Raw genomic sequence first — 23,564 nt, forward strand, 5'->3', positions numbered from 1 at the left:
CGCTCATAGCGCGCCTCCCGTCGGCGCTTCCTCCTTGAAGAGCCGCATTATGCGTCTCAGAAACCGCTCGGTAAAGGAAAGCGCCTTTTCGAACTCCTGTTCATCGGGCAGCGTCGAGGGCCTGCGCGGCGCGACGCCCGCAGCCTTCAGCCGCGTGTTTTCGGCGCGCAGACGCTCGATCTCGGCTTCAAAAGCCGTGCGCTCGTCAGCGCCGAGCCGGCAGACGGAGACGCCTTCCTTCACCGAGCAGAAGGAAACCGCGCCCGTGTCCTTGTTCATCCGCAAAAACCCGCCATCGGCGGGCTGGAGCGTGAAGCGTTCGGTTTCCGGCGCGATAATCGACGGCGGAGCGTCGTCGGCGCGCGCGGCAAAGGGTGCAAGGGCCAAAACCAGAAGCGCCGAGCGAACGACAACGGAGGGCATGACGGCGGGGATGCGAGGGCGCATGCCCCGCAGATGGGAAGCGGCAAGGCCCGCGTCAATATCGCGACCTGCGCCCGATGGCGGCGAGGCTCCCATGGTTACGGTAGCAGTCACCTTCTCGGCTTTTATATTCACGCGAACAAAAAATGAACTTGGCTTCGAGAACAAATCATGCACAATTGCGCCAGAGTTGTTGTTGCCCCCGCCATTGAAATCATGCCAGAAGGGATTTCAGCCGTGAGCCAAGCTAATCTCCGCCTCGTGGAAGGATCGTCCGTGGACAAGACCAAGGCGTTGGACGCCGCCCTGTCGCAGATCGAACGCGCCTTCGGCAAGGGCTCGATCATGCGGCTCGGCAAAAATCAGAAAGCCGTCGAGATCGAGACCATTTCCACCGGCTCGCTGGGCCTCGACATCGCGCTTGGCGTCGGCGGCCTGCCGCGCGGTCGCGTCGTCGAGATTTACGGTCCGGAATCCTCGGGCAAGACCACGCTGACCCTGCATGTCATCGCCGAGGCGCAGAAGCTCGGCGGCGTCTGCGCTTTCGTCGACGCCGAACATGCGCTCGATCCGGTCTACGCCCGCAAGCTCGGCGTCAATCTGGACGAGCTGCTGATTTCTCAGCCCGACACCGGCGAGCAGGCGCTGGAGATCACCGACACGCTGGTGCGCTCCGGCGCGGTCGACGTGCTCGTTGTCGATTCGGTCGCGGCTTTGACGCCGCGCGCCGAGATCGAAGGCGAAATGGGCGAGGTGCAACCCGGCCTGCAGGCCCGCCTGATGAGCCAGGCGCTGCGCAAGCTGACCGGCTCCATCTCCCGCTCCAACACGCTCGTCATCTTCATCAACCAGATTCGCATGAAGATCGGCGTGATGTATGGTTCGCCGGAAACGACGACGGGCGGCAATGCGCTGAAATTCTACGCCTCGGTCCGTCTCGACATCCGCCGCATCGGCGCCATCAAGGAGCGCGACGAGACCATCGGCAATCAGACGCGCGTCAAGGTGGTCAAGAACAAGGTCGCCCCGCCTTTCAAACAGGTGGAATTCGACATCATGTATGGCGAAGGCGTCTCGAAGCTCGGCGAGCTCATCGATCTTGGCGTGAAGGCCGGCGTTGTCGACAAATCGGGCGCCTGGTTCTCCTACGACAGCCAACGCCTCGGCCAGGGCCGCGAAAACGCCAAAAGCTTTTTGCGCCAGAACCCGGAAGCCGCACAGCGCATCGAGCAAGCGATCCGCGAAAACTCGGGCCTTATTGCCGAGAAAATTCTCGATGCCGGCGACGGCGACGACAAGGAATAGTCGGACTGACCCTCCCCGCTCATATCTCCCGGTTTTCAAAGGCCCGCCCTGCGGGCCTTTTTCATTGCCGAAAAGCTTGCGGACTGGCATATCGCCCGGCGACAGACACGCGCCTCGTAAAGCCGAGGCGGCACGACCCGCCGGACGCGCTTTCGTCCGGCTTACCAATCACCATATGATCGGGAGGCTTCCCGGTCGCGCCCGAGAGAGACGCATAATGAGCAGCGTCAACCAGATACGCTCCACCTTCCTCGATTACTTCGTCCGCAATGGCCATGAGAAGGTCGCGTCCTCTCCGCTCGTTCCGCACAATGACCCCACGTTGATGTTCACCAATGCGGGGATGGTGCAGTTCAAAAACGTCTTCACTGGCGTCGAGAAACGCCATCAGGCGCGCGCGACATCCGCGCAGAAATGCGTGCGTGCCGGCGGCAAGCACAATGACCTCGACAATGTCGGCTATACTGCCCGGCATCACACCTTCTTCGAGATGCTTGGGAATTTCTCCTTCGGCGATTATTTCAAGGAAGGCGCGATCGAACTCGCCTGGGGGCTGATCAGCCGCGAGTTCCAGCTTCCCATCGACCGCCTCCTCGTCACCGTCTACCACGACGACGACGAGGCCTATGACCTCTGGAAGAAGATCGCCGGCTTCCACGACAGCCGCATCATCCGCATCGCCAGCTCCGACAATTTCTGGAGCATGGGAGACACTGGCCCCTGCGGGCCCTGCTCGGAAATCTTCTACGATCAGGGCGAAGCCTTGGCCGGCGGCCCCCCCGGCAGCCTAGATGAAGACGGCGACCGCTTTCTGGAATTCTGGAATCTGGTCTTCATGCAATATGACCAGGTTGCGCCGGGCCAACGCGCGCCGCTTCCCCGTCCGTCGATCGACACCGGCATGGGGCTCGAGCGCATCGCCGCCCTGCTCCAGGGCGTCACTTCCAACTATGAGACCGATCTTTTCCGCACGCTCACGGGCGCCGTCGCGGATTTCACCAACGTGCCTGTAAATGGCCCACAGGCGGCGAGCCACCGCGTTATCGCGGATCATCTGCGCGCCGCCTCCTTCCTTGTCGCCGATGGCGTGACGCCTTCGAATGAAGGGCGCGGCTATGTGCTGCGGCGAATCATGCGCCGCGCGATGCGCCACGCCCAGCTCCTCGGAGCGCAGGAGCCGCTGATGTGGCGCCTTGTGCCGGCGCTCGTCGCGGAAATGGGCCAGGCCTATCCCGAGCTCCTGCGCGCCCAGGCGCTCATCGTCGATACGCTCAAAACCGAGGAAACGCGCTTCCGCGCCACGCTCGCGCGCGGCCTCGCCATTCTCGACGAGGAAACGGCCGGTCTGACCCAGGGCGCGAAATTCTCGGGTGAAACCGCCTTCAAGCTCTACGATACCTATGGCTTCCCGCTCGACCTCACCGAGGACGCCCTGCGGCCGCGCGGCATCGCCGTGGACAAGGAAAGCTTCGACGCCGCCATGGAGCGCCAGCGCGCGGAAGCCCGCAAGGCCTGGGCCGGCTCCGGCGAAACCGCGACCGAAACCCTTTGGTTCGCCCTGAAGGAGCGCGTCGGAGCCACGGAATTCCTCGGCTATGACGCGGAAAAGAGCGAAGGCGTCGTTACAGCGCTCGTCCATGACGGAGCGGAAGCCTTCGTTCTCCAAAAGGGCCAGCGCGGATCGGTGATCCTCAACCAAACGCCCTTCTACGGCGAATCGGGCGGCCAAGTCGGCGACATTGGCGTCATTCGCGGCAAGGGCCTGCGCTTTCGCGTCGAGAACACCGCGAAAAAGCTCGGCGACCTCATTATCCATGATGGCGTCGTCGAAGAGGGCGAAATCGTCCCCGGGCTCGCGCTGGAGCTCGACGTCGATCACGAACGCCGCAAAGCAACGCGCGCCAATCATTCCGCGACCCATATTCTTCATGAGGCGCTTCGCCAGGTTCTCGGCGATCACGTCGCCCAGAAGGGATCGCTGGTCGCGCCCGAACGTCTGCGTTTCGATTTCACCCATCCAAAGCCCCTCACGGAGGAAGAGCTTTCCCGGGTCGAAGTCCTCGCCAATGAAATCGTCCGGGACAACGCCCCCGTCGACACCCGCGTCATGGCGCAGGACGAGGCCATTGAATCTGGCGCCCGGGCGCTGTTCGGCGAGAAATATGGCGATGAAGTGCGCGTTGTCAGCATGGGTCGGCCCGACCCCAGCGCGCCTCACGCTTTCTCGGTGGAGCTTTGCGGCGGCACGCATGTCTCGCGCACCGGCGACATCGGTCTGGTTTCGATCATCGCCGAGAGCGCCGTCGCCTCCGGCGTGCGGCGCATCGAGGCGCGCACGGCCGAGGGCGCGCGGACCCATCTCGTCGCCCAGGCGCGTGCGCTTCACGATATCGCGTCTTTGATTCGCGCGCCCATCGACGAAACGCCGAACCGCCTCTCCCAGCTCCTGGAAGACCGCAAGCGCCTCGAACGCGAGCTTGCCGACGCCAAGCGCAAGCTCGCCCTGGGCGGCGGCGGACCGGCCGCGGCCCCGGAGGCCCGCGACGTCGGCGGGATCAAACTGCTGACCCGCGCCGTCGAGGGGATCGACGCCAAGGACCTGAAATCCCTCGTCGACGACGCCAAGAAATCCATCGGATCGGGCGTTGTCGCCTTCGCCAGCGCCTCGCCCGACGGCAAGGCAGGGATCGTCGTCGGCGTCACCGACGATCTGGCGCAGAAATACAGCGCGGTGGAATTCGTTCGGGCCGCGGCCGCAGCGCTCGGCGGCAAAGGCGGCGGCGGCAGGTCGGACCTCGCACAAGCTGGCGGCCCAAATGCGGGGGCGATCGATCAGGCGCTCGCCTGCGTCGAGGAGGCGCTCCGCACGAAGGCCGCGGAATGACGCAGCAGACTCCGCGCGGCTGGTATCACCGGTTGCGCCGGCGCGTGCATCATATTCTCGATGGCGGCGTCAATGATCGCGCGACCCGCTTTGTGCATCGCGCGCTCATCACACTCGTGGCTTTATCCGTCCTCTCGGTCGTTCTCGAATCTGTGCCGGAATATGATCGCCGCTTTCGCGATCTGTTCCTGTCGATCGAGCGGCTTGCCGTGGGCGTCTTCACAGTCGAATATCTGTTGCGGCTATGGTCGGCTCCGGAGCATACGCCTTATTCCGACTGCACCGCGACGCGCGCGCGCCTTGCGTTCATCGCTTCTTGGTTTGCGATCATCGATCTTTTGACGGTTCTGCCTTTTTACCTATCCTATCTCTTTTCGGCGGACCTGCGAGTCCTGCTGCTGTTGCGCCTTCTGCGCTTTTTTAAATTGGCGCGCTATTCGGCTGGCATCCGCACCCTTATCGCGGTGATGGAGGCTGAACGGAAGGCGTTGCTGGCGACCGGCATCCTGCTCTTCGGAGCCGTTCTTTTTTCGGCCGCGGCGATCCATCTCGTCGAGCACGACGCCCAGCCGAAAGCGTTCGGCTCGATTCCCGCCGCCATGTGGTGGGCGATCGTGACCATCACAACTGTCGGCTATGGCGACGTGGTTCCGATCACCCTCGCCGGGCGCATTATCGCCTCGATCACGATGGTGACGGGCTATGTCATGTTGGGTCTTCCCGTCGGCATCGTCGCATCCGCTTTTGCGGAGGAAATTCACAGGCGTGAGTTCGTCGTCACCTGGAGCATGGTGGCGAGCGTGCCGCTGTTCCGCGAGCTCGACGCGAGCGCCATCGCGGAGATCATGCGTTATCTCAACGCGCAGTCAATTCCTGCCGGCGCTTTGATTGTCCGACGCGGCGATATTGCCCAGTCGATGTATTTCATCGCGGAGGGCGAGGTCGAAGTCCAGCTTCCCACACAAGTGGTTCGGCTCGGCGTCGGACAATTTTTCGGCGAGATGGCGATTCTGCATCAGACGCCGCGAACCGCCAATGTGCGCGCCCTGGCGCCGACAAAGCTGCTTATTTTACAGGCCTACGACCTGCAGACGCTCATTGCGCGCAACCCCGTGATCGGGGAATGCATAAGAGAAGTCGCCGCGAAGCGTTCAGAGCTTGCGCCTGAAGAGCCGCACGGCGACATTATCGAAGCCGAATTGGAGGAACATCCCGTTCCGCTGGACGAAACCGCGGAACGTGACCTTACGCCGTAAGGGCGGCGCGCATTTCTTCGAGCTGCGCAAGCTTGTCGCTTGCAGCCAGACGCGCGGCGTCGGTCTTGGCGTCGGAGAGGTCTTCCTTCGCGTTTTTGATGTCGCCGTCGAGCTTGCCCGCATCAATCTCCGAAAGCGGAAGAGCGAGCTCGGCGAGGATGGTGAAGCCGGAGGCGTTCACATCGGCGAAGCCGCCGCGGACAAAAAGCTTTTCGAGCTTGCCGTCGCCGCCAGCGACCGTCACGACGCCGGCCTTCAGCGTCGTCATCACCGGCGCGTGATCCTTGAGGACCGTGAACTGGCCCTCGGCGCCCGGCGCAACCACGCTTTCGACGTCGCCCGAAAACAGGAGCTTCTCGGGAGAAACGAGTTCGAAGTGGAAAGCGGCCATGTCAGTCTCCGGCGACGCTGATCGTCATAAGCGAATGGCCGGTCTTTGCCCGGCCATCAATTGTTGGGATCGGGCGTGGGACGGCCGCAGGCCGCCCCTCCCGGATTGCTGAAAGCTTACGCAGCTTCCTTGGCGAGCTTGGCGGCCTTTTCGATCGCCTCTTCGATGGAGCCAACCATGTAAAAGGCGGCCTCCGGGAGGTGATCATATTCGCCTTCGACGAGGCCCTTGAAGCCCTTGATCGTGTCGGCGAGGGCGACGAGCTTGCCCGGCGAGCCGGTGAAGACTTCGGCGACGTGGAAGGGCTGCGACAGGAAGCGCTCGATCTTGCGGGCGCGGGCGACGACCAGCTTATCTTCTTCCGAAAGCTCGTCCATGCCCAGGATCGCGATGATGTCCTGCAGCGACTTGTAGCGCTGAAGGGTCGACTGCACCTTACGGGCGACCTCATAGTGCTCCTCGCCGACGATCGCCGGGGAGAGCATGCGCGAGGTCGAGTCGAGCGGATCGACGGCCGGATAAATGCCCTTTTCCGCAATCGAGCGCGACAGAACGGTCGTCGCGTCCAAGTGGGCGAAGGAGGTGGCCGGCGCCGGGTCGGTCAAGTCGTCGGCCGGCACGTAAATGGCCTGCACCGAGGTGATCGAGCCCTTGGTGGTGGTGGTGATGCGCTCCTGCAGGGCGCCCATGTCGGTCGCCAGCGTCGGCTGATAGCCCACCGCCGAGGGAATGCGGCCGAGAAGCGCGGACACTTCCGAGCCCGCCTGGGTGAAGCGGAAGATGTTGTCGACGAAGAAGAGCACGTCCTGGCCCTTGTCGCGGAAATCTTCGGCGACGGTGAGGCCGGTCAGCGCGACGCGGGCGCGGGCGCCCGGCGGCTCGTTCATCTGGCCATAGACCAGGGCGCATTTGGAGCCGGCGGTCGAGCCGTTCTCGGGCTTCTTGTTGACGTTGCCCTCGATCATTTCGTGATAGAGGTCATTGCCTTCGCGGGTGCGCTCGCCGACGCCGGCGAACACCGAATAACCTCCGTGCGCCTTGGCGACGTTGTTGATGAGCTCCATGATGAGCACGGTCTTGCCGACGCCCGCGCCGCCGAACAGGCCGATCTTGCCGCCCTTCGCGTAAGGCGCGAGAAGGTCGACGACCTTGATGCCCGTCTCGAGAATCTGCGCTTCCGTCGCCTGCTCCGAATAGGACGGGGCCGGCTGGTGGATGGCGCGCGTGCCGCTGGACTTCACCGGGCCGGCTTCGTCGACCGGCTCGCCGATGACGTTGATGATGCGGCCGAGCAGCTCTTCGCCGACCGGAACCGTGATCGGCGCGCCGGTGTCCGTGACTTCCTGGCCGCGGGTCAGGCCCTCGGAGGTGTCCATGGCGATGGTGCGCACGGAGTTCTCGCCGAGGTGCTGCGCGACTTCGAGAACGAGGCGCTGGCCCTGGTTCGTCGTCTCGAGCGCGTTGAGAATCTCGGGCAGGTGGCCGTCGAACTTAACGTCGACGACGGCGCCGATGACTTGGGTGATGCGGCCCGTGGGCTTGTTGGCGGCCATTTTACGTCCTCGTCTATTTTAGCGGATCAGAGCGCTTCGGCGCCCGAGATGATTTCGATGAGTTCCTTGGTGATCATCGCCTGGCGCGACCGGTTGTAGAGGGTCGTCTGCTTTTTGATCATGTCGCCGGCGTTGCGCGTGGCGTTGTCCATCGCGCTCATGCGCGCGCCCTGCTCCGAGGCGGCGTTTTCGAGGAGGGCGCGGAACACCTGCACCGAGATGTTGCGCGGCAGGAGCTCGGAGAGAATCTCGTCCTGGCCGGGCTCATATTCATAGGACGGCTGCGGGCCGTCGACGGCCGGGGCATTCTCATTCGCGGCGATCTGCGCCGGAATGAGCTGCTGCGCCGTCGGGATCTGCGCGATCACCGACTTGAACTTCGAGAAGAACAGCGTGGCGACGTCGAATTCGCCGGCCTCGAACATGGCGATGATCTTCTTGCCGATCTCATCCGCATTGTCGAAGCCGATGTTCTTGAGGCCGCGCAGCTCGATAAGCTCCACGATCTCTTTCTCGAACTGGCGGCGAAGCTGGTCGTAGCCCTTCTTGCCGACGCAGAGAATTTTGACCGTCTTGCCCTGCCCCTGCAGGCGCAGGATATGCTCGCGGGCGAGGCGCACGATCGAGGAATTGAACGCGCCGCAAAGGCCGCGCTCGGCGGTGGCGACGACGAGGAGATGCACGTCATCCCTGCCATTGCCAGCGAGAAGCTGCGGACCGCCGGTGGAGACGCCGGCGGCGAGATTGGCGAGGACGGATTCCATGCGCTCGGCGTAGGGACGCGCGGCCTCGGCCGCCGTCTGCGCGCGACGCAGCTTGGCCGCCGCGACCATCTGCATGGCCTTGGTGATCTTCTGCGTCGCCTTGACGGAAGAAATCCGGTTTCGAAGATCCTTCAACGAGGGCATTGGCGTGCTTCTTGTCTCGAGGTCGCCGCGCGCCCGCTACCGAGCGCGCGATCCGTCATTGTCGGCTCAGGCGAAGGACTTCGCGAAAGTCTCCACGACGCTCTTGAGCTTCGCCGCGGAGTCGTCCGAGAGATCCTTCGACGACCGGATGGCGTCGAGAAGGTCGGCGTGCTGCGAGCGGAGCACGGCGAGCAGACCGTCTTCGAAGGCGCGCACGCGATTGACCGGCAGCGGGTCGAGATAGCCGTTGACGCCGGCGTAGATCACGCAGGTCTGCTCTTCCATCTTCAGCGGCGAGAACTGCGGCTGCTTCAGGAGCTCGGTGAGGCGGGCGCCGCGGTTCAGCAGACGCTGCGTCACCGCGTCGAGGTCGGAGCCGAACTGCGCGAAGGCGGCCATTTCGCGATACTGCGCGAGCTCGCCCTTGATCTTGCCGGCGACCTTCTTCGTCGCCTTGGTCTGCGCGGACGAGCCGACGCGCGACACGGAGAGGCCGACGTTCACCGCCGGGCGGATGCCCTGGTAGAAGAGGTCCGTCTCGAGGAAGATCTGGCCGTCGGTGATCGAGATCACGTTGGTCGGAATATAGGCCGACACGTCGTTAGCCTGCGTCTCGATGACCGGCAGAGCGGTCAGCGAACCGGCGCCGCGATCGTCGTTGAGCTTGGCGGCGCGCTCGAGGAGACGGGAGTGCAGATAGAAGACGTCGCCCGGATAGGCTTCGCGGCCCGGCGGACGGCGGAGCAGCAGCGACATCTGGCGGTAGGCGACGGCCTGCTTGGAAAGGTCGTCATAAATGATGACCGCATGCATGCCGTTGTCGCGGAAGAATTCGCCCATGGCGCAGCCGGCGAAGGGCGCCAGGAACTGCATCGGGGCCGGGTCCGAAGCGGTGGCCGCGACGACGATGGAATATTCCAGCGCGCCGCGCTCTTCGAGCACCTTCACGAATTGCGCGACGGTCGAGCGCTTCTGGCCGATGGCGACGTAGACGCAGTAGAGCTTCGCCTTCTCGTCGTCGCCGTCGTTGAGCGACTTCTGGTTCAGGATCGTGTCGAGCGCGATCGCGGTCTTGCCGGTCTGGCGATCGCCGATGATCAGCTCGCGCTGGCCGCGGCCGATCGGGATCAGGGCGTCGACGGCCTTGAGGCCGGTCGCCATCGGCTCATGCACCGACTTACGCGGAATAATGCCGGGGGCCTTCACGTCGACGCGGGCGCGGCGCGTGGCGTTGATCGGGCCCTTGCCGTCGATCGGATTGCCGAGAGCGTCCACGACGCGACCGAGCAGCTCCTTGCCGACGGGAACGTCGACGATCGCGCCGGTGCGCTTGACCGTCTGGCCTTCCTTAATGTCGCGGTCGGAGCCGAAAATAACGATGCCGACGTTGTCGCTTTCGAGGTTGAGGGCCATGCCGCGCACGCCGTTCTCGAATTCGACCGTCTCGCCGGCCTGGACATTGTCGAGGCCGTAGACGCGGGCAATGCCGTCGCCGACCGACAGAACCTGACCGACCTCGGTGACCTCGGCCTCATTGCCGAAGTTGGCGATCTCGTTCTTCAGGATCGCGGAAATTTCTGCGGCGCGGATATCCATCAGCCGACCTCTTTCATGCGTGTGCGGATTGAATTGAGCTTGGTGCGAACGGAAGCGTCGACCATGCGCGAACCGAGTTTGACGACGATGCCGCCGATGATCGACGGATCGGTCTTGACGTTGAGGCTGACCGACTTGCCGCCGGTGACGCCGGCGAGCGCCTGGCGCAGCGCCGTTTCATGATCCGGCTTCAGCGGCGCGGCGACGGTCACGTCGGCGCGGACCAGACCACGGGCCTTGTCGTGAAGGCTCTGATAGGCGGCGATCATGTCCGGGAGAACGAAGAGGCGGCGCTTGGAGGCCACCAGGCGGATGAAATTGCCGGCGACGCCGGAAATGCCCGCTTTCTTGAGGATGGCGTCGAGCGCCTTGACCTGCTCCTGCGCGGAGAAGACGGGGCTTCTCACCAGACGCTGGAGGTCGGGACTTTCATTGATGAGGCCCTGGAACGCGGCGAGCGCCGTAGCGACCTCGTCCGTGGCGCTCTTTTCCGACGCCAGTTCGTAAAGGGCGGAGGCGTAACGTCCTGCGACGCCGGAAAGCGAAACTCCGTCTTGAGCCACTTGGATCGCTCGTCAAATTCGCATCGCTCGAAACGACGCCCACGCGAAAATGCGTTCGCGCCTTTGGCGGTCGGCTTCGTAGCGACGGATGCTGCAGGGGCAAGGAACTAAGAGCGGCAACGCCCCAGTCCCAAGGCGATGGGTCCCTAACACAGTGAATTTTGCGGCGCAACCCTATCCGGCGCCCAGATTTCGTTCGCGCCTTCGCTCTAGGCACGACGAAATCCGTTGCGACTGCAACGCTGGGGCCTCGCGGCGCGGGGAAAACTCGGCGGTTCGCGGCGAATTTATGCGGCGCGCCTGCGGAGGCGCCGGCATCGCCACGGGAAAATATCTGCCTTAATTTTGACCTTCCACATTTCGTCGAAACCGGGCGAGCATCGGCTCCGCAGGACAGTGACGCGCCGCATCATTCTGGCTCTGTCGCGCTTTGCCTCGCGCCTCGCCGGACGATAAGTTTACGTGCGCGTCCCATCTACGGGCCGGCGCGATCTGGGAAAATGGGGGATGCGCATGGCGCGCGCGGTTGTTGGAATTATTGGGGGATCCGGGGTTTATGATCTTCCGGGAGAGCAGGACGTCAGGCGCGAGCGCGTCGCCACCCCCTGGGGCGAGCCCTCGGACGAGCTCGTCTTCGGCGAGGTCGGCGGCACGCAGGCGGTCTTTTTGCCGCGCCATGGACGCGGGCATAGGCTCTCGCCGTCGACGATCAACTATCGCGCCAATATCGACGCGATGAAGCGCGTCGGCGTGACCGACATTATTTCGGTCTCGGCCTGCGGATCGTTCAAATCGCAGTTTTTCCCCGGACTGTTCGTGCTGGTCGACCAGTTCGTCGATCGCACCTTCGCCCGTCAGTCGTCCTTCTTCGGCGACGGCTGCGTGGCGCATGTGTCGATGGCGCACCCCATCGCCCCGAAATTATCCGCCCGCATCGCGAAGGCGGCGCGCGACGAAGCGATCGAGATCGCCGTCGGCGGCACCTACGTCTGCATGGAAGGTCCGCAATTTTCGAGCTACGCCGAATCGCTCGCCTATAAGGCGTCGGGCTTCGATCTCATCGGCATGACCGCCATGCCCGAGGCCAAGCTCGCGCGCGAGGCCGAGATTTCCTACGCCACCGTCGCCATGGTGACGGATTTCGACTGCTGGCACCCCGAGCACGACCATGTGGACGTCGCCTCGGTGATCGCGATTGTGCGCGAGAACTCGGCCAAGGCCGCGCGGCTCGTGGCGCGCGTGCTGAGGGATTTCCCGCGCGAGCACGAAGTCTGCCCCGTGGGCTCGGATCGCGCGCTCGACAGCGCCATTCTCACGGCGCCCGAGGCGCGCGACCCCGAACTACTGAAGAAGCTCGACGCGGTGATGTCGCGGCTGAACGGCGCGGCCGCTCAGTAATACCACTGGCCGTTGCGCCACTGCCCCTGGATGCGCTTGGGCGGCGCGACGGGCAGCGTCACATTGCCGCCGTTGGGGTCGTAGTCGCCGACATAGGCGCAGCCGTAGCAGCCGTAGCCGCGGCCATGGCCGCCGCCGGGGCCGTAACCGCCGTAACCGGTTCCTGGCGGCATAGGCTGGGCGGGCCCGTAGCCGCGCATCGCCCCGCCTTGAACCGGGGGAGGAACAACATGGTAATTTTGGGCCTGGACCACGCCGGGGAGGCTAAAGGCAAGCGCGAAGGCAAGGCGGGTGAGGGCGTGCATGGAGCGAAATCCTTGGAGGGAACGCAGGTTGAGTGTAAAGAGCTTGGCTGCGCGCGCCAGCGCCAAATCAGCCTATGGTTGAATGTTTTCTAAAAACGCCAGGACAGCCCATGTCGCTTCGCGCCGCCATCCGCACCATTCCAGACTTTCCCAAGAAAGGCATTCTCTTCCGCGACATCACCACGCTGCTCGGCGACGCCAGGGCCTTTCGCAAGGCGGTCGACGAACTGGTCCAGCCCTGGGCCGGGACGAAGATCGACAAGGTCGCGGGAATTGAAGCGCGGGGCTTTATCCTCGGCGGCGCGGTCGCGCATCAGCTCTCGGCCGGCTTCGTGCCGATCCGCAAGAAGGGCAAGCTGCCGCATGAAACCGTCTCCATGTCCTACACGCTGGAATATGGGACCGACGAAATCGAAATGCATGTGGACGCCGTGGCGCAAGGTGAGCGTGTCATATTGGTCGACGATCTGATTGCGACCGGCGGCACGGCGGAAGGCGCGGTCCGGCTTCTGCAGAAGATGGGCGCGGAAATCGTGGCGGCCTGTTTCGTCATCGACCTCCCCGATCTCGGCGGCGCAAGCAAGATCGAAGCGCTGGGCGTCCCGGTTCGCACCCTGGTCGCCTTCGACGGGCACTGACGCGGGCTTGCCGGACTTTCAACCGCGTCGCTAGGGTTAGACTGCTGTCTTTATGAAGCTTCGTTCGACCCATCTGTTGTTTGCCGTCGTCGTCCTCGCCGCCATCGCCGCGGGGACGGGAGTGCTTTATTTTCTGCCGAACGTCGGCGAGCGGGAGGCAACGGCCTCGAGGAGCGCGCCGCGCGGCGACCCGACGCATCTTGCCGGCGGAAGCATCATGCCCCGCCTCAGACGGGCGATTGCGCCGCCGGCTGAAGCGCCGGCGGAAGCGAAACTTTCGGAGAGCCCTCCGCCCGCCCTGATCGCCGCCGCGCCGCCGCCAGCCTCCCCAGCCGCCGAGGCGCCGCCTGCGGTCGATGAGCTGCAGGCGTCCGACGTCGAAGGCGCCGTCTCCTTCCCGCCAGTCGCGCCAACGCCTCCGGCTCGGCCAGCCGATTTGCCGAGCGCGCAAGCTGGAGCGCCATTGCCGCCGATACGGCCCGCCGATCTCGCCGCCTTGCAGGCGCCGCCGGAGCCGCCAGCGGCCAGCCAGCCTGTCGCGGTCCCGCCCCAAGCTGCTCAACCCCCATCCGCCCAACCGCAAGCCGCCTCGCAGCAACCCGCGCCAGCGTCGTCCTGGTCTTTCCCGCATTGGCCGCAGGCCGCGCAGCCGACGCCCGAGGCGCAACAGGCCAGCGCCGCCCCCGCGCCCATTTACGTCGACGCGCCGCTGCCGCCCACCCGTCCGGCCGATCTCGACAAGAATGTCGTCGCCCCCGGTAAAGCGACGACAGTCGCTTCCGCCACGCCGGAGAGTTCCCAGACGCCCGCGCCTGCCGGCGCCCAGCAGACGGCGCGGCTGGAGGAGCCCGCGTTGCGGCCAGCGCCAGACGACGCCTTCCAGGCGCCGCCGCCGAAATTCGGCATGGGCGATCCGGTCTTCGTCCGCATCTTCAAGCAGGAAGGGCAGCTCGAGTTGTGGCTGAAAAAGAACGGCCGCTATTCACTGTACCGAACCTTCCCGATCTGCAAATGGTCGGGCCGGCTGGGGCCGAAGCTCAAGGAAGCCGATTATCAATCGCCCGAGGGCTTCTACAGCGTCTCCGCCAAGCAGCTTCACCCGCATTCCAACTACCACCGCGCCTTCAACGTCGGCTATCCCAACGCCTTCGATCGCCAGAACGGCCGCACCGGCGGGCTCGTGATGGTGCATGGGTCGTGCAAGTCGGTCGGCTGCTTCGCCATGACCGATCAGGGCATCGAAGAAATTTACGGCTTCGTCGAAGCGGCGCTGCGGGCGGGGCAGAAGGAAGTTCCCGTCCATATCTTTCCGTTCCGCATGACAGAAGCCAATATCGCGCGCGAAACCGGCAGCAGCGGCGGCGGCTGGCTCTCCTTCGTCGGGAGCGGCGGCAGTTATCACCAATGGGTCGATTTCTGGAAAAATCTCAAGCAAGGCTACGACAAATTCGAACAAGCCGGCGAGCCGCCGGTGGCCTTCGCCTGCGGCGACCATTACGAGTTCGACGGCGGCTCCGCCTCCTGCCGCCGCGTCGCCGGCTGGTAGGGATATTCCATTTGAATTGCTCGCATGGGGCGTGTCATTCCCGGGGGACCGTCATTGCGAGGAGCGCAGCGACGAAGCAATCCAGGAGCGTCACCGCGGCTCTGGATTGCTTCGCTCCGCTCGCAATGACAGCGAACCACCCAAGCGGATCTCGTACGAGCCTTAAAGCGAAGCGGCGAGCTTGCGCGCCGTAGCGTGCAACTCATCGAGCGTGAGGAGCTTATCCTGCTCCGGCTCGTGAATGATCGCGCCGAATTTATCCGCAAGCGCCGCGCAGACCGCGACGGCGGCGAATTGCTCACGCGGATCGCCGCCCCAGCGAAATTTCATGGCGACGTCGCGCCCGTCGAGCGCCGCCGAGAGCTTGTCGGAAGCCGCCTCCGCCGCGCCGAAGCGCAGGTCGAAGCCGGCGTCTTCGCCATCATAAGTGCAGGGCAGATAGCCTTTGGTCTCGAACGGCGCATAGGCGTCGTCGAGCGTCAGCTTGAAGCCCAGCTCATTGAGCGCAGACTGCAGCGCTTTGCGCGCAGGAACCTCCGCGCGGTTGAGATAGGCCGTTTGCGCGCGCGCCATTTTTGCCCTCACTTTATTGTTTATTGAACGGCTCGCATGGGGTCGTGTCATTCCCGGCGGGCTGAAAGCCCGACCGGGAATCCAGAGCCAAATTAGCCGTGGCTGCTCTGGATTCCCGATCGCTCGCTTCGCGAGCGTCGGGAATGACACCGAACCAATCGAGCGGATCTCACTCACAGATCGACGAAGATGAATTTATTGGCCTTGAGCGCCGGATAGTTTTCCCGCAGCGCCTTGGCGATTTTTCCGACGAGGTTTTTGTCGCCGGCGGCCGAAGGCCCGACGAAATCGGTGCCCGCCATCCATGTTTCGAGAAAACAATGCAGCGCAGCGTCGTAGTCGACGCCGGTCGGATGCGCGGTCTTGTCGGCGAGATTCGCGACGCCATCGGCGTCGACCTCGAGGCGCCAGTCGCGGTCGTCGATCACCGAGCCGATCAACGCCGCAATATCCGCGTCCGTCCAATCTTTTTTAAGGTCCACGGCCATGAGTGTCGGTCTCCAGACAATGTTCGATTGGCCAGTGACGAAGCACGCAGCGGGCCAAACGAGGCTCACGCATCGACCGGCGTGCGTTGCTTGGCGATCAGGCGGCTGTTGGCTTCGAGCGAAAACTCCCGCCACGCCGCGCCGATGTCACGCAACGTCGCCGAGACATAATCCTTCGCCGGCTTGTGCTCCTGCGGGAAATTCGACAGGGCGCAGGATGTGCGGTTGAAGTCGATAATCGCGTCGAGCAGCGCCTGTATGAAACCGTCGAAGGCCGCCTGCACTTTCGGCGTGAGATCGGAACGTCCGCGCTCGACGGCGACGCCCGCATGGTCGAACGGCAGCTCGTCGATCATCGACAGAGCGTCGGCGAAAATCGCCTCCATGGCGCCGAGCATGGCGCGCTGCGTGAGCTGCTCGCGCTCGCCATGGGACAGCGCAAAATTGAGCCGCTGCCGATAGGCGGCGAAGGCCGGCGCGCGCCGCGACGCCACCCATTCGTGGAACAGTTCGAGGCAACGCGCGTTGCGCTCGGCGGGCGATCCCGCGACATCCTCCATCGTCATGGGCGTCTCCTGTTGCGGCAAGATGTGCCGGGCGATTCGTGCGGCGGCGTTGATCGCGCCCTCGACATAGCCGCCGCCCTCCCGCGCCGTTTCCGAGCTTCCGAAAAAGAGTTTGCCGTTCCAGAGCGGCTGGCTGAAGGCGCGCGCGCCGTAGTCGGGATGGGCGCCGCCTGCGGCGCGATCGGCCTGCGTGCAGGTGAAATTCTCTGTCGCCCAATCCTGTAAGTGCAATTCGCCCGCGTCGAGCGAGGGGCCGAAGAGCTGGGCGAACTGGCTTTTGGCGAGCGTCGCCAGACCGCTGCGGAAAGCGGCCCGCGAGTCGGGCGGAAGGGCGAAGAAACCGCCGAGCGCGCCGCGTTCGGCCCCGGCGTCGCAGGCGTCGAAGATTTCGCCCAACACAGCCTGATCGTGAACCACGAAGGCGTTGCCGGAATGACCGAAGGCCCGCCAGATCGGCGGATCGGCGAGCCCGACGACCGCCTTGGCGCTCGCCGCCATCCATGTCGGCGTGTCGCGCATGGCCGCCGATACAAAATCGGGCAGCGTCGGCGCGAAAGCGACGTCGCGATCGAGCAGGCGCGGCGGAACGGCGAGGACAAGCTGACGGGCGACGATCTTGATTTCGCCCTCTCCCGTCTCGAAGCAAAGTTCCACGGCTTCGCCACAGTCGCGTACCGCGCGAAGGACATGGCCGAGATGGAGAGTCTGCGGATCGAGATCGGCGGCGAGCGCCGCGACGAGCGCGGCCATGCCGCCCTTCAGCCGTTGCGCGCCGCCGTGAAGGCCCGGCGCCGACTGCACGGCCGGCGCTTTCTCGGGATCGGTCATCAGCAACGCTGTGCCGGGATCGTGCTGGTCGAAAGGCTCCAGCCCCAATTCGCCGACGAGGCGGGTTATGGCGCCTTGAGTCTGCGGCCAGAACCAGGTGGGTCCGAGATCGAGACGCAGGCCGCTTGTCGGGTTCTCGACAGTCAGAACGCGCCCGCCAAGCCGATCGCGCGCCTCGAACAGCGCATAGGAAACGCCTTTCGCGGCAAGGCTGCGCGCCAGCGCGAGACCGCAGATTCCGCCACCGACAATTGCGACATCCAGCATGGGGCGCGTTCCTTTGGGAGATGCGGGAGCAAGGGGTGTGCCGGGGCATGAGCCCCCTCCCCAACCCTCCCCCGCTTCGCGGGAGAGGGAGCAGATAGTGGCCTTCATCATGCGCGCCGATCGCGAGCGTTCCCTCTCCCGCTTGCGGCAGGGCTGTCCGGGGAAATCATAGGGCCGCGAGCTGGAGCTGCAGACTAGAGAAGTCTCGGCCGGGCTTGGGCCTGATTGGCGGCTTGTCGATAAGCGCGATCGGCCGGCGGTCGAAGAGGAAGCGGCCGACGAGCTCGGCGAAACGCAGTGCCGCCATGTCGATCTTGTGGACGCAGGCGGCGATGCGCAGCAGGGTGAAGGCGATCATCGCGGCGAAGAGCTGCAGGCGCACGGCGTTTTCGGCCTCGCCGATGAAGCTCTTGATGTTGAGATGCTGCTTGATCCAACGGAACAGCAGCTCGATTGCCCAGCGGCCCTTGTAGAGCGCGGCGATTTCCGCGGCCGGGCGGCGCATGTCGTTGACGATGAGGACGATGCGGCCTTTGGCCTCGTCTCTTTCCACGGTGATGCGCCGCAGCGGCATGGGCAGCTTGGAATCGCCTTTGCTGGCCAGCGCCACCTCCTCGTCGGCGATCACGGCGAAGCCGTCGCCCCGCGCGCTTTCGGGGTCGAGCGGGCGGGCGGCGATCGCCCGGAAGCGGGCGTTCGCCTTCGGCCGGGTGACGAAGAAAGCGCCTTGCGCGGCGATCTCGGTCCACCAGCGATAGTCGCAATAGCCTTTGTCGAAGACATAAGCGGCGCCCGGCTCGATATCGGTTTTCTTGCCGATCTCTATGTCGTTCACATTGGCGGGCGTGACTTCCGCGCGAAGGGGCCGATTGGCGCGCGGGTCATGGACCACGTGCATTTTGAGGCCGTGAGTGCGGCCGTTGGAGCGGGCGTAATCGAGGAATTTGCTCAAAGGGATGGGCGTCGAATCGATGAGGCGGATCATGTCCGCGCCCTCCCGGCGCGTATGACGGTCGAGCGCGCCGGAGAGCATGGCGAAGAGATCGGCGAAGACGGCGACGGGCCGGCGGGCGTTGGCGTCGGAAAGGGTCGTGCGCGCGAGCCGCCGCGTCCCGAGGTGATAATGCGCGCGCGCGTCGGCGTTGAAGGCGGGAACGAGGGCGCGCAGGCTGGAAACCCCGGCAAGCTGGGCGTAGATGAGCGCGACGAGGTGATCCCAGCTCTTGAAGGATTTGTCGTAGGCGTCGCCGCCATGCCGCTCGACGATCTGCTTGAAGGCGCGCCGATCGACCGGCTTGAGCAGTTGGGCGAATACAGTAGAGTGCACGGGCATGTCCGGTCCTTTTTTCCAGTCTCGACAACCGGAAAATACCCGACAACCGTCGGGAAAACCGGGCATGCGCCCGCGACCTTTCGACTCATTCCCCGGACAGCCCTGCGCTTGCGGGGGAGGGACAGGGAGGGGGCGACGCAGCGACAAGAAGCGATCCAAGCTTATCGGAAACCCAGCGCCAAAATCCCCGCCGCCGATTCCCGACGCAGGGCGATACAGGAAGCCGGGACGTCCCGGCCCCGTTCGGCCGGTAGCGTGAATAGAAATGCGCGTCGGAACCAAGGCGTCCCGGCTGCGGTCTTTTTCCGCGACGCACCTTTCCAGCCGGGGTTCACGTCATCCTGTGACGTTTCGCCCGCCCGGCGCCGCCCTCAGGCGAGGGCCGCTTCTTTCCCGGAGGCGCAAAACCTCCGGGCGCGTCGCAAGGGTTTTGACTACGCCGCCGTCGGCCGAGGGTGTTTTCCCGTTTCGGTAGTCGTCCCCAGCGTGCGGCCACAACTGCTATGCCCAGCCTTTTCGCGGAAACATCCGCCCTCCACGCATCGGGAGGAAGCCCGGCAAGCGGCGCAAAACCCACACAAGGCGAGGGTCGCCGCCTTGCGTTTAACCGGCCCCGCCGGCGCCGCCGACCCGACGGCGCCCCTGCAAGATGGCGAAGCGGAGGAAGCATAAGGCAGGTTTTGGGGGTGGGGATAAAATAACTAAGCGGCGTCGCGAACAGCGGCGATTGCCTGTGCTTCCGCCGATTCAATCGCCGAGGCCGCCGCATCGGGGCCGAGCGAAAGACCTTCGGCGCGCACGAAGGAGATGTCCGTCAGTCCGAGGAGTCCCAGCACGGCTTCGAGATAGGTCTCTTGATAATCCCACGCCCTTCTCGGGCCCTCGGTGAAAACGCCGCCCCGCGCCGAAACGACGATGACTTTCTTGCCGGCGGGCGCCAGGCCGACTGGCCCCGCCTCCGTGTAACGGAAGGTGCGCCCGGCGCGCACGATATGATCGATCCAGGCTTTCAGCGCCGACGGAATCCCGAGATTATACATGGGCGCGCCGATGACGATGGCGTCCGCGCCCAGGAATTCATCGACCGCAAGATCGGAGAGCTGGACAGCTTGCGACAGCGCCGCATCGCGCTCTTCGGGAGCGGTGAAAAACCCGCCGATGGTCGAGGCGGTCAGATGCGGCAAGGGGTTTTTCGACAGATCGCGCTCGATCACCTTGGCGCCCGGCCGCTTGGCCACGAGCTCCGCAACGACTTTCGCGGTCAGCTTGCGCGAAACGGAACCTTCTCCCAAGGGGCTGCTGTCGACCCGTAGAATCATAAATGACATCGCCGTCTCCTATGGTTACGAAAACATACTGTGATGATAATCAGGAACTAGGTTTAAAAAAAGATGGAACATTCAAGTTAGAGAGTTACATGGAAGTAACCCATGCCGGGTCTTGGGCGCGCGATGGTCTCGACCGCGAGCCAAATGGCTCTTTTGACGTTTCTTTTTGTGTCATAGGATCGCTCGGATAACGCGGGGATGCGCCTTGAAGTCTCGAAAAAACGCCTGTCAGATCGACTTTATTTCCCATCGCGAGGCGTGCCCTTTCGTGCGCGACGTGCTGAACCGCGTCGGCGACAAATGGAGCGTGCTGGTCATTATGCTGCTGGGCGACGGCACGAAGCGATTCAGCGAGTTGAAGCGGCTGATCGACGGCGTCTCGCAGAGGATGCTGACGCTCACATTGCGCGGGCTCGAACGCGACGGGCTGGTCTTTCGCAAGGTTTTTCCGACCGTCCCGCCGCGAGTCGAATATACACTCACGCCGCTCGGCAAGACGCTTCTCAAGACCGTCTCATCGCTGGCGATTTGGGGGATCGACAACCGCGAGGAGATCGAGCGCGCCCGCGACGAGTTCGATAATCGGGAGGGTTTTTGAGGAGCGGGGCGCGGATCAAACCCCGAGGCGGCCTCGTTTTTCGAGACGCGAGCTTCGCTCGCTCCTCAGGATGAGACCTAAGTGTTTGATGCAGAAGCCCCTCATGCTGAGGAGGCTGCGCAGCAGCCGTCTCGAAGCACGAGGGGCGTCAACCGCGCTTTGTCAGCAATACAATCTCATCGACGATGCGCCGCCGCTCGCGCCCGCCGTCGACGCGCAACCATAAAATCTTACCGGTGTCCTTCGCCATCTGCGCCTGCAGCACCGCGCGCGTCGCGTCGGAGACGTCATTCACCCGCGTGTCGACGCGCGCCAGTCTTTGCGCGAGATCGACGTCGAGCCACACGCCCCTGAACGGAACGCCGGCTTCGCGCGCCGCGCTTTCGATGGCGGCGCGGTCCTGGGGGCGATCGAAAACGGCGTCGACGACGACCGGCCAGCCGATCTTTGCGACCCGCTTCGCAGAAGCGAACATTTCGGCGTAGACCTTCGCCGACACCTCGCTTTTATAAGCTTCCAGCGGAAGCCGCTCGGTCGCTTCAATGCCGAAAAGGCGTTTGCGGAGACGGTCGCTGTTGAAAATGCGCGCGCCGGGCGCGGGCGTCAGGCGCGGGGCGAGCGCCGCTGCGACGCTGGATTTACCGGAGCCGCTGAAGCCGCCAATCGCGACGATGGCGCCTTGCGCCGGTTGTAACAGATCGCGCGAGAGGTCGAAAAAGCCGCGCGCTATCTCTCCATTGCCTTGCGATGCCTCGACATGGGCGCGGATCGTCGCGCGTAGCGACATGAAGAAGGGGAGGAGCGGCAGTCCGTCTTCCTCGGATTGGGCGCGCGCGTCGAGATAGCGGTTGAGCGCGAGATTGGAAAAATCGCGAAGCCCGACGCGCCAGAGATCCATCAACAGAAAGGCGAGATCGTACAAAACGTCGATGGTCGAGATGTCGTCCGAAAACTCGAGGCAATCGAACGGCGTCGGCGCGCCTTCGAAGAGGCAGATGTTGCGCAGATTGAGATCGCCGTGGCAGGGCCGCACCTTGCCCTGCGCGCGTCGTGCGTCGATCAGCGCGGCGTTCGTCGCGAGCGCGCCCCGCAGATTGTCGAGATGCGCCTCGATCTCGTCTCTCGGCGCAGGCGCCGCCGCGCGCAGGCTCGCTTCCATACTGTCGATGATCTGGCGCATGGAGGCCGCGCCGCCGCGCGCATGATCGGCAATCGCTGCGTCATGGGCTTTTGCGATGCGGCGCGCGAGCGTCTCGATCATCTCCTTCGTGAGCCGGCCCTTGCGCGCCATGCGATCGAACAAAGCGTCGTCCGGGAAGCGCCGCATCTCGACAACGGCGTCGAGAAAGGCGCCCTCCCCGTCGAGCGCCAGCGTTCCGTCGCTCTCCCGCGTGATCCGCCGCATGCCGAGATAAAGCGCCGGCGAGAAGGCGCGGTTGAGCGCAACTTCGCGGGCGCACATCTCGCGCCGCAGCGCCGGCGTCGAGAAATCGAGATAGGGCAGGCGGACGGGGCGCTTGAGCTTAAAAACGCGATCGCGCCCGAGCAGCACGGTCGAAATATGCGTCGTCACGATCTTGGGCGCGCCGAGCAGGCTGGATAGAAAAGCGATGGTCTCCGCTTGCTCGTCGCTCACATCGTCTCCTCCTTGCGGAAGGGCAATTCGGCCTCCTGCGCCGCCATCATCTCGCCGAGCGCCGTGCGCTCCCGCTCGCAATAATCGGCGACGGCCGCCTGGAGCCCCCCGTCGGCGAAATCATGCGCCGACCAGGTGACGACCGGACGATAGCCGCGCGCAATCTTGTGCTCGCCCTGCGCGCCGGCTTCGACGCGCTTGTAGCCATGGGCAATGGCGTAGTCGATCGCCTGATAATAGCAGATCTCGAAATGCAGGAAGGGCCGTTCGATCAGCGCGCCCCAGTTGCGGCCGTAGATGGCGTCATCGCCCAGGAAATTGATCGCGCCCGCCACGTAGTCCGCGCCTTGCTTCGCCATCACCAGCAAAATGCGATCCGCCATGGCGGCGCCGATGAGATCGAAGAAGGCGCGCGTGAGATAGGGCCGCCCCCATTTGCGCGCGCCCGTATCCATGTAAAAGGCGAAGAAGGCGTCCCAATGCTCGGGGCGTATCTCCGGGCCTCTCAGACGCTCGATCGTGATATCGTCACCCAGCGCCTCGCGCCTTTCGCGCTTGATGCCTTTGCGTTTGCGCGACGACAGCGCGCCGAGGAAATCCTCGAAGCTCGCATAGCTCTCATTGAGGAAGTGAAACTGCTCGCCGGCGCGCAGAATGAAGCCGGCGTCGCCAAGCGCCTGCGCCTCCTCCGGCGTCGGAAAGGTCACATGGAGCGAGGAGGCCTTGAGCGCCTGGCGCAGCCCGCGCAAGGCGCCGATCAGCGCGTCGCGCGCGCCAGTCGGCGCATCGCTTGCAACGAGGAGCCGCCGCCCCGTCGCCGGCGTGAAGGGCGCGGCGACTTGCAGCTTCGGGTAGTATTTGCCGCCCGCCCGCTCATAGGCCTGCGCCCAGCTCTGGTCGAAGACATATTCGCCGAGACTATGCGCCTTGAGATAGGCGGGCGCGCAGGCGACGAGGCGCCCGCTCTCATCCTCGACCAGCGCATGCACAGGCGACCATCCCGTGCGCGCGCCGACCGAGCTAGATCGCTCCAGCGCGCAGAGGAAGGCGTGGGTGATGAAGGGATTGAAGCGCTCGCCATCGGCTTGCGTCAATGTCGGCGGATTGGCGCAGGCGTCCCATGCCGCGGCCTCCACCTTTTCGAGCGATTGAACGAAGCGCGCCGTGAATTTTGCAGCCAT

General features: G+C 64.5%; 21 protein-coding genes. 7 read left to right on the plus strand and 14 right to left on the minus strand.

Features of this window, described 5'->3' with window-relative positions:
• Nucleotides 1-3 precede the first annotated feature (3 nt).
• Entirely contained in the window at nucleotides 4-537 is a 534-nt protein-coding gene (locus QMG84_RS17065) for a hypothetical protein (protein ID WP_281929362.1), read from the minus strand.
• Nucleotides 538-660: 123 nt separating this feature from the next.
• Between QMG84_RS17065 and recA the strand changes: the two genes are divergently transcribed.
• From recA to QMG84_RS17080, 3 genes are all read left to right on the plus strand, one after another.
• Complete coding sequence (gene recA / locus QMG84_RS17070) at nucleotides 661-1,728, plus strand: recombinase RecA (RefSeq protein ID WP_281929363.1); 1,068 nt, start codon at nucleotides 661-663, stop codon at nucleotides 1,726-1,728.
• 217 nt (nucleotides 1,729-1,945) lie between these two features.
• Nucleotides 1,946-4,612: an alanine--tRNA ligase gene (alaS, locus tag QMG84_RS17075; protein ID WP_281929364.1), complete on the plus strand. Its 2,667-nt coding sequence runs from the start codon at nucleotides 1,946-1,948 to the stop codon at nucleotides 4,610-4,612.
• Nucleotides 4,609-5,868 carry a cyclic nucleotide-gated ion channel gene (locus QMG84_RS17080; protein ID WP_281929365.1) on the plus strand — a complete coding sequence of 420 codons (1,260 nt, stop codon included), beginning with the start codon at nucleotides 4,609-4,611 and terminating at the stop codon, nucleotides 5,866-5,868. Before alaS ends, QMG84_RS17080 begins: the two co-directional genes overlap by 4 nt.
• Here QMG84_RS17080 and QMG84_RS17085 read toward each other — a convergent pair.
• The 5 genes from QMG84_RS17085 to QMG84_RS17105 all read right to left on the minus strand — a co-directional run bounded on the left by QMG84_RS17085 (nucleotide 5,858) and on the right by QMG84_RS17105 (nucleotide 10,879).
• Nucleotides 5,858-6,259, minus strand: coding sequence for a F0F1 ATP synthase subunit epsilon (locus tag QMG84_RS17085; protein WP_202071232.1), 402 nt, complete (start codon nucleotides 6,257-6,259; stop codon nucleotides 5,858-5,860). The genes QMG84_RS17080 and QMG84_RS17085 overlap by 11 nt on opposite strands.
• Before the next feature lie 116 nt (nucleotides 6,260-6,375).
• Nucleotides 6,376-7,812 (minus strand): F0F1 ATP synthase subunit beta, encoded by a 1,437-nt coding sequence (atpD, locus tag QMG84_RS17090; protein ID WP_281929367.1) that lies wholly within the window; start codon nucleotides 7,810-7,812, stop codon nucleotides 6,376-6,378.
• A gap of 26 nt (nucleotides 7,813-7,838) precedes the next feature.
• A complete protein-coding gene (locus QMG84_RS17095; protein ID WP_202071230.1) occupies nucleotides 7,839-8,720 on the minus strand; it encodes a F0F1 ATP synthase subunit gamma in 882 nt (293 codons plus the stop codon).
• Nucleotides 8,721-8,786: 66 nt separating this feature from the next.
• Nucleotides 8,787-10,316, minus strand: coding sequence for a F0F1 ATP synthase subunit alpha (gene atpA / locus QMG84_RS17100; RefSeq protein ID WP_165052280.1), 1,530 nt, complete (start codon nucleotides 10,314-10,316; stop codon nucleotides 8,787-8,789).
• Nucleotides 10,316-10,879: a F0F1 ATP synthase subunit delta gene (locus QMG84_RS17105; RefSeq protein ID WP_202071229.1), complete on the minus strand. Its 564-nt coding sequence runs from the start codon at nucleotides 10,877-10,879 to the stop codon at nucleotides 10,316-10,318. The genes atpA and QMG84_RS17105 overlap by 1 nt, the downstream gene beginning before the upstream one ends.
• 513 nt (nucleotides 10,880-11,392) lie before the next feature.
• On the opposite strand from QMG84_RS17105, the gene QMG84_RS17110 reads away from it, so the two are divergent.
• The gene (locus QMG84_RS17110) at nucleotides 11,393-12,277 is read left to right on the plus strand and encodes an S-methyl-5'-thioadenosine phosphorylase (protein ID WP_281929371.1); all 885 of its coding nucleotides are present in this window, start codon (nucleotides 11,393-11,395) and stop codon (nucleotides 12,275-12,277) included.
• Here the strand turns inward: QMG84_RS17110 and QMG84_RS17115 are convergent.
• Nucleotides 12,271-12,582, minus strand: coding sequence for a hypothetical protein (locus QMG84_RS17115; RefSeq protein WP_281929373.1), 312 nt, complete (start codon nucleotides 12,580-12,582; stop codon nucleotides 12,271-12,273). The two genes, QMG84_RS17110 and QMG84_RS17115, sit on opposite strands and share 7 nt — an antisense overlap.
• Nucleotides 12,583-12,692: 110 nt before the next feature.
• Between QMG84_RS17115 and QMG84_RS17120 the strand changes: the two genes are divergently transcribed.
• Nucleotides 12,693-13,220: an adenine phosphoribosyltransferase gene (locus tag QMG84_RS17120; protein WP_202071226.1), complete on the plus strand. Its 528-nt coding sequence runs from the start codon at nucleotides 12,693-12,695 to the stop codon at nucleotides 13,218-13,220.
• Between the two features lie 52 nt (nucleotides 13,221-13,272).
• Complete coding sequence (locus QMG84_RS17125) at nucleotides 13,273-14,766, plus strand: L,D-transpeptidase family protein (protein WP_281929375.1); 1,494 nt, start codon at nucleotides 13,273-13,275, stop codon at nucleotides 14,764-14,766.
• A 162-nt stretch (nucleotides 14,767-14,928) separates the two neighbouring features.
• On the opposite strand, the gene QMG84_RS17130 is transcribed toward QMG84_RS17125, so the two are convergent.
• The 5 genes from QMG84_RS17130 to QMG84_RS17150 form a co-directional block, all read right to left on the minus strand.
• The gene (locus QMG84_RS17130; protein WP_281929377.1) at nucleotides 14,929-15,339 is read right to left on the minus strand and encodes a hypothetical protein; all 411 of its coding nucleotides are present in this window, start codon (nucleotides 15,337-15,339) and stop codon (nucleotides 14,929-14,931) included.
• A 173-nt stretch (nucleotides 15,340-15,512) separates the two neighbouring features.
• Nucleotides 15,513-15,827, minus strand: a complete 315-nt coding sequence (locus QMG84_RS17135) for a hypothetical protein (protein ID WP_281929379.1) — start codon at nucleotides 15,825-15,827, stop codon at nucleotides 15,513-15,515.
• 65 nt (nucleotides 15,828-15,892) lie between these two features.
• Complete coding sequence (locus QMG84_RS17140; protein WP_281929381.1) at nucleotides 15,893-17,488, minus strand: flavin monoamine oxidase family protein; 1,596 nt, start codon at nucleotides 17,486-17,488, stop codon at nucleotides 15,893-15,895.
• A 166-nt stretch (nucleotides 17,489-17,654) separates the two neighbouring features.
• Nucleotides 17,655-18,821, minus strand: a complete 1,167-nt coding sequence (locus tag QMG84_RS17145) for an IS4 family transposase (protein WP_281927877.1) — start codon at nucleotides 18,819-18,821, stop codon at nucleotides 17,655-17,657.
• Nucleotides 18,822-19,522: 701 nt separating this feature from the next.
• A complete protein-coding gene (locus QMG84_RS17150; RefSeq protein WP_281929382.1) occupies nucleotides 19,523-20,149 on the minus strand; it encodes an FMN-dependent NADH-azoreductase in 627 nt (208 codons plus the stop codon).
• A 205-nt stretch (nucleotides 20,150-20,354) separates the two neighbouring features.
• Between QMG84_RS17150 and QMG84_RS17155 the strand changes: the two genes are divergently transcribed.
• Nucleotides 20,355-20,747 carry a winged helix-turn-helix transcriptional regulator gene (locus QMG84_RS17155; RefSeq protein ID WP_434085963.1) on the plus strand — a complete coding sequence of 131 codons (393 nt, stop codon included), beginning with the start codon at nucleotides 20,355-20,357 and terminating at the stop codon, nucleotides 20,745-20,747.
• 148 nt (nucleotides 20,748-20,895) lie between these two features.
• On the opposite strand, the gene QMG84_RS17160 is transcribed toward QMG84_RS17155, so the two are convergent.
• Together QMG84_RS17160 and QMG84_RS17165 are read right to left on the minus strand one after the other, a co-directional pair.
• Nucleotides 20,896-22,383, minus strand: coding sequence for a bifunctional aminoglycoside phosphotransferase/ATP-binding protein (locus QMG84_RS17160; RefSeq protein ID WP_281929383.1), 1,488 nt, complete (start codon nucleotides 22,381-22,383; stop codon nucleotides 20,896-20,898).
• Nucleotides 22,380-23,564 (minus strand): GNAT family N-acetyltransferase, encoded by a 1,185-nt coding sequence (locus QMG84_RS17165; protein WP_281929384.1) that lies wholly within the window; start codon nucleotides 23,562-23,564, stop codon nucleotides 22,380-22,382. Before QMG84_RS17165 ends, QMG84_RS17160 begins: the two co-directional genes overlap by 4 nt.

It is taken from the genome of Methylocystis iwaonis, assembly GCF_027925385.1.
GTDB classification, from domain to species: domain Bacteria; phylum Pseudomonadota; class Alphaproteobacteria; order Rhizobiales; family Beijerinckiaceae; genus Methylocystis; species Methylocystis iwaonis.